The sequence below is a fragment of the Tannerella forsythia genome (genome assembly GCF_003860135.1).
In the GTDB taxonomy this organism is placed as follows: domain Bacteria; phylum Bacteroidota; class Bacteroidia; order Bacteroidales; family Tannerellaceae; genus Tannerella; species Tannerella forsythia_A.
Genome location: NZ_RQYN01000054.1, coordinates 1 through 15,800, shown reverse-complemented (window position 1 = coordinate 15,800; position 15,800 = coordinate 1). Strand labels below are relative to the sequence as shown.

Below are 15,800 nucleotides of genomic sequence, written 5' to 3'. Positions count from 1 at the left end.
ATATGATAGAAAAATCCCTAAAATTACTTTTTCTAAAACTAAACAATGAAATAGCTATATATATTTAACAATACCCTATTTTGTTTTCACTGCTTGGAAACTTCTGGCAGATGCGACAAAACAGTCAACTGTCAGATAATGACTTGAAGTATCGCCACATCAAAATGTATGGAGAAGCTAATCGGGAAAAACTAATGGACTTGGAAACGGTTTTTACTTATCAGAGAGACGAAGAGCAGATTGCTCTCATCCGAGAACAAGTGGAAACTTACGAACGATTGGTCAAAGAACAGGCAGAAAAGACAGAGCGAGCCCGCCTGAACACATCCCAAGCAAATGAACTTCAGAAGCAAGCAGAATCTATAAAACAACGGAAATAAAGCGTCTTTCCTGCGTCAATTAAAAAGATTTAAGGGAATGAGAAAATAAAACCTCATTCCCTTTTTATATGCTATTTCATTTCATAACTTTGCGCTATCAAAAGAACATTGAACGCGATGGATAAACCCATGAATCGAATCAAAGAAGTGCTTGAGGAGAAAGGAATCAAGCAAACATGGCTTGCCGAAAAGCTCGGCAAGAGCTTCAGCATTGTCAATGCCTATGTCTGCAACCGCCGTCAACCAAGCCTCGAAACCCTCTTCCAGATTGCGGAGATACTGGGAGTGGATGTGAAAGATCTAATAAACATTAAAAGATGAGGTTATGCCACATGATAGAGAAGCAATATCAACATTAAGAGGTTACTTTTATCAGTTTGATTACTATATACTGAGACTCCTGTGTGCACCTAATGATGACGATGAATACACAATAGAGGGAATTGAAGATGTTGACATCAGAACTGCAACAGAAACTACTGCTATCCAATGTAAATACTATGAGGGAACAGAATTTAACTATTCTGTCATTGGAAAGTCGCTTCGATTTATGTTAGAGCATTTTATAGATCATCAGGACCTACATTATTTTCTCTATGGGTTTTATAAATCAGGACAAACCAAGTTAGAAAGACCTCTAACTCTCACAACTCTCAAATCTAAGTTGTTAACCTACCATGAAAAAAAACACAAATATGAAATGCATATCGAACGAAACTTGTCCGACAAGCTTCTACAGAAGTTCCTTGATCACTTAACAATAGATATTGAAGCCAACTCTCTTGATAATCAACAACATAAGATATATGAGCAAATAAAGAAAATATTCAACTCTAAAACGGACACAGAATGCTCTCACCTATATAGCTCGGCTTTGTACTTAATCCGGAAATTGTCCATAGACAAAGATAAAGACAGGCGTAAAATCACAAGAAGGATATTTATTGCGGAGATAAAAAATGCAAAAAATAACGTTTATGATGCATGGGTTAAAGAACGCATAACAGAGAAGCAATACTGTTCCATGATAAAAAAAAGATACTTCTCGGGATTCAATCGCAGTCCGATAAATCGATTCTTTCTCATTGATGGAGCTGAAGAAAATATAATTGACCTTGAAAAGGTTATTATAAAAATTGCGAAGGAGTGGAGTAACATATCAAAAAGGCAATCAAGTCCTTTTTGTCCTTATGTGTACCTCAATAACGTATCTGACCAGGATAAAATTAAACTACTAAATCACCTTTCTATAAATGGGATTAAATTGAAAGATGGATATGATTATAAAGGTGCAGATTTCAATGTGAAGTCTATTATAGTAGATCCGACCCATCAAAACCAAGTTACTCTTAAATTTATTCAAGAATTAAAACAAATTGATGATATTGAAGAAGCGTTGAAAGGATACCCCAAAGAGATATTTCAATTCTACAAAACAAGTCCCTTCTATGACAAAGAGATTTCCCCAAACCATAGGATAATAATAAGTAGTGCAAATTTAATAATAAACATGATTTAATTATGAGTGAAGCAAAAATCAATGCTGAGGTTATTGCTGTGTATCCAAATAAAGTTCGGATTTCAGTTGATGACTTAAATGATTTTCAACTAGCAGAAGAAAAGCTAAAAGTTGGCTCTTATTTGCGTATCTCTGACAGTGATGATGCTATTATGATAGCAATGATAGAGAACTTTACAATAGAGGTTGGCACGGATAAAGAGGGGAATGCCACACGTAGTTATATAATAGAAGCCAATCCCTTAGGGATGCTTAGAGACAGCATCTTTGAGAGGGGAGGAGATACCTTATCCATTCCTCCAAAGAAAGTTGAACCTGCAAAGAAGGAGGAAATATCCAATATATTTGAATCCTCAGTAGCTAATGATAAGAAATTCATTTTTGCAACTCTAGCCTCAGATGAGAGTATACCTGTTCCAGTTAATGGAGATTGCTTCTTCAATAAACATATCGCAATTGTAGGATCTACGGGCTCTGGAAAATCCCACACGATTGCTCATATTATTCAGAAGGCAATTCGAGTAAAGGAGACGGAGTACGAAGGGCTTAACAATTCACACGTAGTAATCTTTGATATTCACTCTGAGTATCAATCTGCGTTCCCAGCAGCAAACTTCCTTGACATAAATAATCTCATCTTGCCTTATTGGTTACTTAATAGTGATGAACTACAAGAATTGTTTATTGATACAGAGGCAAATGATTATAATCAGCGTAATATATTTAAGGAGTCTGTTGTAAATAGCAGGAAGAAACATTTCAAAGGAGAACAAGTTGAGCGAGATAAGATTCATTTTGACTCGATGCTTTTTTTTGACGCTGATGAAGTGCTCAACAATGCTAGAGAAAAGAATTCCGAAATGATTGATACGGGCGAGGTATACTCAACTGGAGCTAGAAAAGGCCAGGCAAAATTAAATCAAGGAAGCCTCTATGGTAAACTTACAAACTTTGTAAGTCGTATGGAGAACAAACTTAATGATAAAAGATTAGAATTCTTATTGGGGGAAAAAGCAAAAAAAATATCTTTTGAAGAAACTTTGACGCAATTCATAGGATATGGGCAGAGAAAGTCGAATGTGACAATCATTGATCTGAGCGGTGTCCCTTTTGAAGTATTAAGCATTACAGTTTCTCTAATATCTCGCATGTTATTTGAATATGGATATTATTACAAGCGTTATAGAAACTTAATAAATCCAGAAGATAGAATAAATAATGATGCACCTTTATTGCTGGTGTATGAGGAGGCACACAAGTATGTTCCTAATAGCGATTTGTACAAATATAGAGCAGCTAAAGAGTCCATAGAAAGAATTGCCAAAGAAGGGCGAAAATATGGGGTCTCAATGTTGTTGGCTAGCCAGCGTCCATCAGAGGTCTCGGACACAATATTCGCCCAATGTAGCAACTTTCTTGCTATGCGCCTAACTAATCCGTCTGACCAATCATATGTTCGCAAATTATTGCCTGATACGTTGGGAGAATTGGTTGATAAACTGCCTGTCCTAAAGGCTGGAGAGAGCTTGATGATAGGAGATGCTATTGTTCTTCCATCGATTGTTCATATAGGACGATGTGAACCAGAACCCTCTTCGAATGATATTCCCTACCTTAAACTTTGGAAAGAGCCTTGGAAAGAATTGAACTTTGATGACATCATTAAAAAATGGGGTAAGTTGATAGATTAAGTCTTTTGTATCTAAGAATATGATAACGAAAAAGGAACTCCTACAAATGCTTTCAGACACGGAGAGCTACAACACTGAGAGAACAGAATCGACTGGCAATATGGATAAGTTTTGTCAGGCTATATGTGCTTTCTCAAATGATATCTCGGGTAGTGGGAAGAGTGGTTATCTCATTATTGGAGCAAAGGACAATGGAGAGTTGTCAGGTTTGCAGGTTGATGATAAACTCTTATTGCAGATTGCCAATATTCGGACAGATGGTAACATTCTCCCTCAGCCCACCATGATCGTGGAGAAGTTCCATTTTGATGAAGGAGATGTATTGGTTGCAGAAGTCCAACCTTCAGAATTTCCGCCTGTACGTTACCGTGGTCGTATTTGGGTGCGTGTCGGCCCTCGGAAGAGCACTGCAACAGAGGCAGAAGAAAAGATACTCACCGAAAGGCGACTCTCCAACGTTCATACTTTTGATGCTATGCCTTGTTTGGGAACGAGCATTGACGACTTGGATATAGCTCTCATTCATAAGGAGTTTTTGCCCAAAGCTGTGGCTGAGGATATTCTCGCTGAAGATAAACGAGATATTACGGATCAACTTGCCTCTCTTGGTTTATATGATTTGCGTTATAACTGTCCGACTAATGGTGCTATTGTCCTGTTCGGAAAGAATCCTGAGCGACACGTACATGGGGCGTATATTCAATATGTACGCTTCAAGGGTAAGGATCGTTCGAGTGATATTCTCAATGAACATAAGTTTAGTGGAAATCTTTGTAGGGTATTGCCTAAGATTGATGCTTTTGTCGAGACAAGTATTTCACAAAAACGTCCCATTCCCGTAAGTGTCCTTCGGGAAGAAACAGTTTCCAAGTACCCATATTGGGCTACTCGAGAGTTATTGATGAATGCTATTATGCACAGGGATTACGAGGGAAACGCTCCTATTCAGGTTTATGAGTACGACGACCGCATTGAGATTCAAAACCCTGGAGGATTGTACGGCAAGGTCAGTCCCGATAATTTCCCCAATGTGAGTGATTATCGGAATCCCTTTATTGCCGAAGCAATGAAAGTCTTGGGCTATGTAAACCGATTCAGCCGTGGAGTCTATCGAGTTCAGAAGGAGTTGGAAGAAAACGGTAACGGGCAAGCCTCTTTTGATTTTTCATTGATTACAGCTTTTCGAGTAGTTGAGAACGTCTCTCAAAAGTATTTTGAAGAAGGCTTTGGAGGAGATACATCCAAGAAACATCCAAGAAAAGCCCAAGAAACTACCCAAGAAACTACCCAAGAAACTACCCAAGAAAGGATTTTAGCAGCTATTCAGGCAAAGCCTGAAATTACTCAAAAGGAGTTGGCTCAATCTATCGGTATTACCCTTGACGGAATTAAATATCATATTAAGAATATGACCAAATTGGGAATCATCAAGCACGAAGGCTCTACAAAGGCTGGAAAGTGGATAATAATCAAATAGAACGTGAAGAATGTGTTGTACATAATATTGGGCATGCTTTTTTTGCTTGTATTGATTGTCGTGCTCATAGGAACATTTCTGCCGAGAATCAGAACAGAGACAAAACAGTGCATTTTGAATGCCCCTGTTGATGTCGTTTTTGCTATCGTGACCAACAATCAAGAGTGGCATTACAGAAGTTCTTTGGATGATTTGGATATCATCCGTACCCAAGGGGATATTGAAGAATGGAAAGAGACTGCCAATGGTGTAACAATTCGTTTTAAGACACTTGAGAAGAGACCACACTCTTTCTACAGTTTTGAGATGGATAGTAAAATGTTCACAGGTGAGTGGCACGCAACATTCGAACCGATGGAAGGTGGTAAAACTCTATTCACTGCAACAGAAACGATAGAATACAAGAATCTGTTCTTTCGTTTGGTTGGGTATGTTTTTATGGACTTAAACAAGTTTATGACCACATACCAAGAAGAACTCACAGCTCGAATAGAACTTGAAAAAGCAGAGCAATAAAGATAATACAACCGATTGTTTGTAATCGATTTCAGTAAAATCCCCCTCCCCTCTTTTTACTGTCAGTTGAAAAGCGGCCAGTTGGGGTCTTCGACATGCGACTGCTCCATTAGCGCGCGTAACTCATCGGCTTTTTGCGGGTACTCAGAGATGACATTCTGATTTTCCGACGGGTCGGAGGAGATATTGTACAACTCGTAAGTGCCGCCGTCTTTGCGGATGTTCTGACGGATCAATTTCCAGTCTCCTTTGCGAACGGCTTGTCGTCCGCCCAGTTCCAGAAATTCAAAATACAGATAATCGCGGCTTGCTTGCTTTCCTTTACCGGTGATTGCAGGCAGTATGCTGATGCCGTCGGTCTGCACGTTTCGGGTGCCCGTCAGTTCGGCGAAGGTAGGCATCCAGTCCCAGAAAGCACACATAAGGTCGTTGCTCGTTCCCTCGGCCACATGACCTTTCCATGAAACGATCATCGGCACCCGAATCCCTCCTTCGTAGAGGTCGCGCTTATAGCCGCGAAAGATACCGTTGCTGTTAAAGAAGTCCGGGTCGGCGCCTCCCTCCTGATGCGGCCCGTTATCGCTGGTAATAACGATCAGTGTATTATCGTACACGCCCAGCTCTTTCAGTTTCCGCACAATCTGCCCGACGTAGACATCGAAACGATAGACCATGGCGGCGAAAGTAGCACGCGGATAAACCTGCGAACAGTAACCGCCCTTTCGGAATGCCGGGCCATCGTCCGTGCCACGATGAGGTTTCTCCGGGTACATCCCGCGAAACTTACGAATGATGCTGTCTTCAGGTACGAGCAGCTCGGCATGAGGCAGCACACAAGGCACGAAGAGGAAGAACGGATCGCGGTGATGCTCGTCGAGGAAAGCAAGACATTGCTCCTGAATCAGGTCTTGCGCATACGTGCCGAACGCACCGTTATCATTATCGGGAAAATCGATGCGCTTATCATTGTGCCAAATATGGTCGGGATAATAATTATGCGCCAGCAGTTGGCAGTTATATCCGCAGAACTCATCGACGTATTGCCGGTTCGGATCCCCTTCCGAGCCGGGCGATCCTAAGCCCCACTTCCCGAAAGCTCCGGTTGTATAACCGGCCTCTTTAAACAGTTTAAAGAAGGTATTCGTGCCGTGCGGCAACGGAAATTGTCCTTCGGGCTTCACCTCCTTGTTACCTCTCACACACGTATGTCCCGTATGAAGGCCGGTGAGCAGGCTGGCACGTGAAGGAGCGCTGACGGTCGTGCCCGAATAACATTGTGTGAAACGCATGCCATGCAGTGCCACCCGGTCGATCTCGGGAGTCCGGAACTTCTCTTGTCCGTAACAACTCAGATCGCCGTACCCCAAATCATCGGCAATGATAAAAACGACATTCGGCTTGGCCGTTGTATGCTTCTTGTTTTGCGCCGTGGCTGTTCCGCCTGCCACCAGAAGCAGAGAACCGGAAATTAGAACGGCAGGTTTTGCTGCATGTTTCATGATGTCTCTATTTATACGTATAACTCGTTTTGCGAATGAATGGCAAACATACAAAAAAATCATGATTTTTCCGCCGTCCGGAAAATACGAATCTTATCCATCCTTCCACAGAGACGGCATAACACGCAGAAAACAGAACAGCTGCGTTGAATTTACACGTAGCTTCGAACACGAAAAGAAGAAGAAAACAGATGATAACTTTGCCAAAAATATATCGTATCTTTGGCAACAAAATAGAACATTATAATCACTAAACAATTCGATATGGAAAATACTCGACGCAATTTCTTAAAGAAAGTAACGGCTGCCAGTATCGGCGCCGCAGGATTGGCAGTGACCGATCAGGCCATGGCCACAGTAAATCAGCCGGGCGAAGCGACACAACAAAAGAAGAAACCGGCAGGCAAATCGGACGGCATGCTACGCTTCGGTTTCATCGGCACCGGTTCACGCTGTCAGGAGCACATCAACAACGTATTGGGCATTCCGGGGAACAAGATCGTTGCCATCTGCGACATACAGAAAGTGCCGCTGGAGAAAACACTGAAGCACATCGCCAAGTTCAACGTACCCGAGCCGAAGGTGTACACCGGCGGCGAGCGCGAGTTTGAGAAGATGCTGAATAATGAGGAGTTCGACTGTGTGATCATTGCCAGTCCGTGGGAATGGCACGTACCGATGGCTGTCGCGGCGATGAAGGCCGGTGTGCCGTACGTCGGTGTCGAAGTGTCGGCCGCCAATACGGTCGAAGAATGCTGGGACCTCGTCAATGTTTCCGAAGCGACGGGCTCACACCTGAATATCCTCGAAAACGTATGCTATCGCCGTGACGTGATGGCCGCGTTGAGGATGGTACGCGAAGGACTGTTCGGCGAGATGATACACGGCACATGCGGCTATCAGCACGATTTGCGCGATGTCAAGTTCAACGACGGCGTACATTACACTTATCAGGAAGGCGGCGAACTGCGGATGGGTCCCACGGCCTATGCCGAAGCGCAATGGCGCACGCAACACTCCGTCACCCGTAACGGCGATGTTTATCCTACGCACGGCATCGGGCCGGTGGCCAACTGCCTGAATATAAACCGGGGCAACCGCTTCCTGTCGCTCACCTCGATGGCCACCCAGTCGCGCGGATTACACAATTTCGTGGTAGACAAAGGCGGGGCGAACCATCCGTACGCGAAGATTCAATTTAACCTCGGCGATATCGTCACCTCGATGATTAAATGCGCCAACGGGCAGACCGTCATCGTCACGCACGACACCAACCTGCCCCGCCCCTATTCGCTCGGCTTCCGTATTCAGGGCACGCGCGGGCTGTGGATGAACGACGGCAACCATGTCTACGTCGAAGGACAATCGAAGCCCCATCGCTGGGATGCGTCGGACGACTGGTTCAAAAAGTACGATCATAAACTGTGGAGCACCCTCGAAGCGAAGGCCAAGGAAGCCGGTCACGGCGGAATGGACTACATCATGATGTACGACTTTATCGACGCGATCCGCAACAAGAAACCGGCACCGATGGACTGCTACGACGCGGCCGCATGGAGCGCTATTTCGGGGCTGTCGGAAATGTCGATCGCACGCGGAGGAGCGGTGGTAGACTTCCCCGACTTCACCCGCGGGCAGTGGATTCATCGCCAACCGGCCTTCGCCCTGTAAAGCGTTTGAAATCGGTCGGTTGTACCCGATTCCGGGACAAGGGATGAAATGGCGGCACCTATACGCCACCCGTATAAGCACGTATGCGTTGCCCGCATAAGCACGTATGCGTTGCCCGCATAAGCACGTATTGAACGGGTCGATAAGCACGTATCGATCGAATCGATAAGCACGTATCGATCGAATCGATAAGCACGTATCGATCGGGTCGATAAGAAAAGGGTGGGTCAAAACGTTTTGTTTTTGACCCACCCTTTTAACAATGAAACGATTCCGTCGGTCGTCAATCCAACGGAAGATCGTCTTAAGAAATCCTTTTTTCTACGGCGCTTTTCAGTCTTTCGAGCGCTTTCTCGAGTGTAGCACGCGGGCATCCCACGTTCAGACGCATATAGCCTTCACCTTGGCAACCAAACATCGAGCCGTCGTTCAGTGCCAGTCCGGCATCATTCACGAAGAGATCGACCAGTTCTTTTTGTTCCATTTTCAGCCCGCAGCAATTGAGCCATACGAGGAACGACGCCTGCGGCCGGTACATACAAAGCTGCGGGATATATTGTTTGAGGTATTCTTCGACGAAATCGACATTCTTCAACACATAGTCGAGCATCTGCCGACGCCATTCGGCACCGTGCCGATAAGCCGCGATGGTAGCCGTATAAGCGAAAATCGTGCCGTGGTTGAACTCACCCGATTCGAGGAACGAGTAGAACTCCTTGCGCAGTTTATCGTCGGGCACGATGGCATAGGACGACACGATACCCGCGATGTTAAACGTCTTGCTGGGCGCCGTGAAGGTGATGCTGCATGCCGCCGCTTCGTCCGATACGGTCGGGAACGGATGATGCGTAAACGAGGGATAGGCCATTTCGGCATGAATCTCGTCCGAAATAACGAGGATATGATGTTTGGCACAAATCGAAGCCAACCTTTGAAGCGTCTCTTTCGGCCATACAATGCCGGCCGGATTATGCGGGTTAGAAAGAATCAAGGCTTTGCAACCCTCGTCGATAACGGATTCGAGATGATCGAAATCCATTTCGTACGATCCGTTCGTTTTACGCAACGGGTTACAGACTACTTCGCGATGCATCGCCTCAGGTACCAGATGGAACGGATGATACACGGGCGGCTGAATAATGACTTTGTCGCCTTTGCGGGTAAAATGATCGAGCACGAAAGCGAATCCTTTGACGATGCCGGGAATATACGAAAGCCATTCGCGGCGAATTTCCCACCCGTGCAGGTCGCGCACCCAATCGATGATGCTGTTGTAATATTCGTCCGGCGGATACGTATATCCGAACACCGGATGTTCACACCGCGCTTTCAGTGCGTCGATAATAAAATCGGGCGTGCGAAAATCCATGTCGGCAATCCAGAACGACATCAGATCATCCCGTCCGAAATTTTCTTTCAGCGCATCGAACTTGATACAATCCGTACCCTTTCTCTCAATAATTTCATCAAAGTCATAATGTTTCATAATAAAGATTTTTTTGGCGGCAAATGTAGTATTTTTGCCCCGATAAAAAAATTATGTTTAACGCTAAGTAGAAGAATGATGAAAAAAAGTTTAATGTATTGCTGCCTGTTCGTATGTGCGATGGGTATTTTCAGCGGATGTAACAAAGACGACGACAAGAATCAATCCGAATTGGTGGGTAAGTGGAATGTGAAGGAGATGCCGATGGATATCGTATGGGAAGCTCCGGACAACGTAGTGATTGAGGCAGGACCGATCAAACTCACGGTCAAACAATTGGCAGCCATGATGACCCCGACCTTGAATGAACTCGTACAAGCCGGGCTGAAAGACGTTACGTTCACAGCCGACGAAAAAATCGAAGCCACATACAAGAAGAAAGATTCGAACGAGTGGATGACGGCCAAAGATTACGCGAAATACAACGTAAAAGGCGAGAACAAAATCATGTTGCATCCGGATGCGGACAAGGTTTTCGCAGAAATGAAAGGCGTTGATCCTAATACATTAGTTGCAGCTAAGGCTCTATTTTTAGCCGGTATACCGGTGTATTATACGCAAAACGGCTCTTCTATCCGCTTCTATCTCGACACGAAAACGGTAAAGGCTCTAAAAAATGTACTTCCTATTCTGCTGGCCTCGGTCAAAAACATTCCGGATTCAGTGAAACCTCTTTTGGCGAAAAAACTTCCGGACCTGTTGGAGAAATCGACGAAGGTCGAAATCGGTCTGACGATGACCAAAGCGGCCAATTAATCAAAAGACATACCCGAATCCGGCATTCAGATAGATGGGGTACAGCGCGAACGAAACGGTTTCAAAATCGCTTTTAAACAGATCGTTCAAGCCCCACGAGAGATCTGCGAACGTATTGAAATGCTTGAAGGCACGCCATGAGATGCCCATCTGGGCGCCATAGGCGAAACGTCGCAGCCGGTCGGAAAAATCATAGGTGGCGATCCGCCCGTCCTTGAATTCGATTTTAGGACCGGTCGGGTCGCCTTCTCGCAGGTAGCCGTCGTACACATGTCCGGAAAAATCGCCTTCGGTCAGATAGGAGACATACGCACCGCCACGCATTACCCAGCGCGCATCGAGCCGGTAAGCTGCCAGCAGAGGCATCGTCAGGTACGTAGTACGCATTTTCGTCTTGACGTAGCCCGTCCAGCGCCCGCTGACTCTCTCTCCCCCGTCGCCGATAATCTCGGTACGATAATTCTTCACACGCGAGCGAGTAATCATCCCTTTATTCTCTAATTTCAGCCCTACCGTCACGCCCCATTTCTTCTGCTTACCTAACCATTGCGTGACCGTTCCTTCGAGCGGAATGGCCAAGGTCGGATTATAACTGTTGATCTCACGTATCTCGTGCGGAAGAGGCAACGGCGATGCCCCCCCGATATGAAAGCCTGCCTTTACTTCATATTCCAGTCCCTTGGCAGCAGAACGAAGAATGGTTGCGCTACGATCGTCCTGCGCATCGGTAATCCATACACAGAACGATAGTAAAGCAACCATATATATCTTTGTCATCTCGGTATCGGAAAAGAGGTTAAATAGTTCAATGGTAATCCGGTCTACTCGTTCAGAGTTTCACTTTACGCACCCAACCCGACGACCCTTTCACGATGACAATGCCGCGCGGCACGTTCAGATCGAAGGCCGTCTCACCCGGCGATTTCGTCGCACGATGAACGATTACGCCTGTCAGCGCATAGATTTCGATCACCTCTTTGACCGGCGATGTAACGTACAGTCGGCCGTAGCTGCTCCATGCCGATGCTTCCCCCGCGATGACCTCGTTCGACATCTTGATCATCACCGTCACCTTGCACGTGGCGGTCTTACCTCCGTCTTTCGTCGTGACCGTAATCACCGCTTCTCCGGACTTGTAGGCATGCACTTCGCCATCGTCATCGACCGAAGCCACCGCTTCGTTATTGCTGCTCCACGTCACCTCACGGTTCGTCGCATCGAGCGGAAGTACGGTAGCCTTCAATTTGCCTTTTTGACCGGCCGTCAGATTCAACTGCGACTGGTCGAGACTTATCGATGCCACGGCAACGGAAGCTCCTGTGACTTTCACCGTCGCACGGGCGGTCTTGCCGCCGTCTTTCGTCGTAACCGTAATCACAGCCTCACCGGCCTTGTAGGCATGCACCTCGCCATCGTCATCGACCGAAGCCACTGCTTCGTTATTGCTGCTCCACGTCACCTCACGGTTCGTCGCATCCAGCGGAAGTACGGTAGCCTTCAATTTGCCTTTTTGACCGGCCGTCAGATTCAACTGCGACTGGTCGAGGCTTATCGATGCCACGGCAACGGAAGCTCCGGTTACTTTTACCGTCGCACGGGCGGTCTTGCCGCCGTCTTTCGTCGTAACCGTGATCACTGCCTCACCGGCCTTGTAGGCATGCACCTCGCCATCATCATCGACCGAAGCCACCGCTTCGTTATTGCTGCTCCACGTCACTTCGCGGTTCAGAGCGGCAGCCGGAAGGACGGTAGCCTTCAATTTGCCTTTCTGTCCGGCCGTCAGATTCAGTACCGTCGGATCAAGTTTCACTTCCGTTACCGAAGGTGCAGGAGGAGGAGCCGGCGCCGTCACTTTCACTCTAATTTGCGCTGTCTTATGCTGGTCTTCGGTCTTCACCGTAATCACGGCTTCACCCGCACCTACCGCTTTTACCAGTCCGGTCTGAGATACGGTAGCCACGTTCGGTTGATTACTGCTCCAACTTACTTTCCGGTTCGTCGCGTCGGCAGGTGTTATAACGGCAGTCAGCTGCTTCTCTTGGTTTACTGTCAAGTTCTGATTTCCTTCACTGATCTGAACATCCGTCACAGGCTTATGGGCCGGAGGAGGAGGCACGTTATTATAGGGTATGACCGTCACTTTAATTACTCCGAAAATACCACCGGCATCCGGGTCATTCGATATGGCCTTAATTTTGACTTCACCCGGAGTTTTGGCACGCAGGAAGCCTGTCTGATCAACGGTAGCGATCGCAGGATTTTCGGACGACCAAATCACGGTTCTTATCGGTGCATCAGCCGGGCTGATCGTTACCGTGAGTTTTTTACTTTGCGTTTCTTTCAATGTAAAATCACCTTCATTAATCGTCACCTTGGTAACCGGTTCAATCACCCGGATCGTAACACTTTCGGTTACGGTCGAGCCGTCTTGTGCCGTAGCCGTAACAGTAGCCGTACCGAGATTATGCGTCGTGATCCGTCCCTGTGCCGAAACGGACACAAGGTTCGGAGCACTACTATGCCATAATAACGTTTTATTCGTGGCATCGTGCGGCATAATCTCGTGCAAGAGATTAAATTGCGCACCTCGCACAAGAGCACCCGGAGGAAGAAGAACAATTTTCTCTATCAGACGAACGACCTTCACGTTTATGCTTACCGACACATTACTTCCATCCTGCGCCTTAACCGTTATCGTTGCTTCACCTATGTCCTGAGCTTTAATCAAAGCAACCTCGTTATTGCTTTTTACGATACGCACTTTATCCGGATGGGAAGATTCCCATTTGAGATTTTTATTCGCCGGATTGTCCGGCGTAATCGTCACCGAAAGAGGCTGTGTCTTGCCGACCTGAAGTGTTAAATTTTCGCTCGGACTCAGCGTTAGCTTTGTTATCGATTGTGCTTGGATACGGTTCCCCCCTATTCCAAGGAGCAATATCATAACCCAAAGCAGCTTGCTAAAAAAAGTAGTTTTCTTCATCTTTTACGTCTTCAATAAATAATGTATAATGTGTGCTGTCAAAAAGGATATAAGTCATCCTATATCATTAGCAATGATAACCTAAATCGGTGGCAAAGGTACAGTTTTCCAACCGACGAGTAAGAAGATGTTAACGTTTTTTACCCGTTGAACGATATTTATTTTTTATTTTTACTCTTTCGAAACATCCGTTATTCGACTTGATTATCAATCGAAAGCTTCGTTCTATTGCGGCCTCTTCCGCAGCAGAACAACGGCATAAATCAAAATCACCACAAAAGCCGTCAAGGGGACAAGGAACGAGAACGTCATGTCGTGCCTGTCGGCAGCCATTCCCATCAGCACCGTACCGACAGCTCCACCGATAGGTGTCATCATCAGAACAGCCGAAGCCTTTTGTGTCAATGCGCCCAGGCCTTTAATCGACAAGGCGAAGATGGTCGGAAACATGATCGACTCGAACACGAAAATCAAGATCGAGGCCACGAAAGAGACGCCATGTATATCCATCACCACGAGGGCGGTCATCGTCACCGTCCCGATGGCACACCCAAACAGCACCTGCTCGGCACGCACACGCTGCATAAGCATACTGCCGGCAAAGCGTCCGAGCATAAAAAGCAGGAGCCCGACCGACAACACGATGGAGGCGATAAACTTGGGGTGAAGATGCATCTCGAAAAAGCGGGCGATAAAGTCGGTAAACCACTCGACCATGTGGTTCTCGACCGCATAATTAATAAAGAATGAATTGATGGCGATCTCGGCGATCTCGTAACAGAAAAGCGCAAAGAGACCGAAGAGAAACAGCGGGCGGGCGGTCAACCCCTTGGTCGGACGAGAAGCGGCTGCGGGGGCTTCGTCTTCGATGACAAACTCTGGCAGCCTTACGCGCGAAAACAGGACGGCAATCACTAACACGATCACCCCGATACCTGCGTAAGGGATCGAGATGTTCGGATCTTCGACCGAGAAACAATAGATGCCTCCCAGCAATGATCCGCAAATACATCCCAGCCCGTTGAACGACTGCGCCCGGTTGATACGGCCGGCAGCCGTCTCCTTATCGCCGAGCAGCGTCACGTAGGGATTGGCTGCCACCTCAAGACAGGCCAGTCCGCAACCGATGATAAATAACAGCAACAGATAGAACCAGAAGATGTATGACCCGAAGAAACGACTCGCCACGAAAGCCAGCGCCGCGCCGCCAAAAGCCAGCAGCCCGACAACGACACCCTTGCGCGTACCGTAACGGCGAATCATCATTCCGGCAGGCACAGCCATCAGGAAGTATGCCAGATAAGTGACGAACTGAATCAGCGAAGCTTGTGTCTTGTTGATTTGAAACGTCTCCTGAAAGAACGGGTTGAGTACGTCGAGGATAGCCCGTGCAAATCCCCACAGGAAAAAGAAGAAAGTGATCAGTACAAATGGCAGCATATAGCCCTGCCCCACCAGCGAATGTCTGTGTTTCATGTTTTCGTTTGTTGTTATTCTTCCTGCAAAGGAAACATTTTTTTGTCATACATAAACGATCAAGAAGGGAAAAAGGTCGTTAAGGGGTAGTTAATGTAGTCAAGAGTAGTCAGGGGTAGTCAGGAGTAGTTAATGTAGTCAGTGTAGGGGCGAACCTCTGTGTTTGCCCGCCATGGCGTGGATATGAACATCCCCCTTACCCCCTTCAAAGGGGGAATTTACATGGTACGTGTTGTAGAGACGCCCATCTTAATTGTCGTACATTTGTACTTTTGTTAATAATTCAATAATTACTAACTTTGATATCAGCATGGACAAAGACCGATTAATGGTTGGTTCAAGAAAC

The 15,800-nt window shown here is 46.3% G+C and carries 13 protein-coding genes; 8 read left to right on the top strand and 5 right to left on the bottom strand.

Features of this window, described 5'->3' with window-relative positions; translation table 11 throughout:
• Positions 1-110 precede the first annotated feature (110 nt).
• From EII41_RS11555 to EII41_RS11530, 6 genes are all read left to right on the top strand, one after another.
• Positions 111-380 carry a hypothetical protein gene (locus EII41_RS11555; RefSeq protein ID WP_260425568.1) on the top strand — a complete coding sequence of 90 codons (270 nt, stop codon included), beginning with the start codon at positions 111-113 and terminating at the stop codon, positions 378-380.
• Between the two features lie 117 nt (positions 381-497).
• Positions 498-701, top strand: coding sequence for a helix-turn-helix domain-containing protein (locus EII41_RS11550; protein WP_124790707.1), 204 nt, complete (start codon positions 498-500; stop codon positions 699-701).
• A gap of 4 nt (positions 702-705) precedes the next feature.
• Complete coding sequence (locus EII41_RS11545; protein WP_124790706.1) at positions 706-1,899, top strand: DUF4297 family anti-phage-associated protein; 1,194 nt, start codon at positions 706-708, stop codon at positions 1,897-1,899.
• Between the two features lie 2 nt (positions 1,900-1,901).
• On the top strand, positions 1,902-3,590 hold the full coding sequence (locus tag EII41_RS11540) for an ATP-binding protein (protein ID WP_179098993.1): 1,689 nt from the start codon (positions 1,902-1,904) through the stop codon (positions 3,588-3,590).
• 19 nt (positions 3,591-3,609) lie between these two features.
• Complete coding sequence (locus tag EII41_RS11535; RefSeq protein WP_124790705.1) at positions 3,610-5,067, top strand: RNA-binding domain-containing protein; 1,458 nt, start codon at positions 3,610-3,612, stop codon at positions 5,065-5,067.
• Between the two features lie 114 nt (positions 5,068-5,181).
• Positions 5,182-5,583: an SRPBCC family protein gene (locus EII41_RS11530; RefSeq protein ID WP_124790704.1), complete on the top strand. Its 402-nt coding sequence runs from the start codon at positions 5,182-5,184 to the stop codon at positions 5,581-5,583.
• 62 nt (positions 5,584-5,645) lie between these two features.
• Here the strand turns inward: EII41_RS11530 and EII41_RS11525 are convergent, their stop codons facing one another.
• On the bottom strand, positions 5,646-7,082 hold the full coding sequence (locus EII41_RS11525; protein ID WP_185711908.1) for an arylsulfatase: 1,437 nt from the start codon (positions 7,080-7,082) through the stop codon (positions 5,646-5,648).
• A gap of 264 nt (positions 7,083-7,346) precedes the next feature.
• Between EII41_RS11525 and EII41_RS11520 the strand changes: the two genes are divergently transcribed.
• Positions 7,347-8,753, top strand: coding sequence for a Gfo/Idh/MocA family protein (locus EII41_RS11520; protein ID WP_124790703.1), 1,407 nt, complete (start codon positions 7,347-7,349; stop codon positions 8,751-8,753).
• Between the two features lie 304 nt (positions 8,754-9,057).
• Here EII41_RS11520 and EII41_RS11515 read toward each other — a convergent pair whose 3' ends face one another.
• Positions 9,058-10,239 carry a MalY/PatB family protein gene (locus tag EII41_RS11515; RefSeq protein ID WP_124790702.1) on the bottom strand — a complete coding sequence of 394 codons (1,182 nt, stop codon included), beginning with the start codon at positions 10,237-10,239 and terminating at the stop codon, positions 9,058-9,060.
• A 75-nt stretch (positions 10,240-10,314) separates the two neighbouring features.
• Here EII41_RS11515 and EII41_RS11510 point away from each other — a divergent pair, with 75 nt between their 5' ends.
• The gene (locus EII41_RS11510; RefSeq protein ID WP_124790701.1) at positions 10,315-10,995 is read left to right on the top strand and encodes a hypothetical protein; all 681 of its coding nucleotides are present in this window, start codon (positions 10,315-10,317) and stop codon (positions 10,993-10,995) included.
• Here the strand turns inward: EII41_RS11510 and EII41_RS11505 are convergent, their stop codons facing one another.
• From EII41_RS11505 to EII41_RS11495, 3 genes are all read right to left on the bottom strand, one after another.
• Complete coding sequence (locus EII41_RS11505; RefSeq protein ID WP_185711907.1) at positions 10,996-11,772, bottom strand: porin family protein; 777 nt, start codon at positions 11,770-11,772, stop codon at positions 10,996-10,998.
• A 52-nt stretch (positions 11,773-11,824) separates the two neighbouring features.
• A complete protein-coding gene (locus tag EII41_RS11500) occupies positions 11,825-13,978 on the bottom strand; it encodes an Ig-like domain-containing protein (RefSeq protein ID WP_124790700.1) in 2,154 nt (717 codons plus the stop codon).
• A 225-nt stretch (positions 13,979-14,203) separates the two neighbouring features.
• A complete protein-coding gene (locus EII41_RS11495; protein ID WP_124790699.1) occupies positions 14,204-15,454 on the bottom strand; it encodes an MFS transporter in 1,251 nt (416 codons plus the stop codon).
• Positions 15,455-15,800 lie beyond the last annotated feature (346 nt).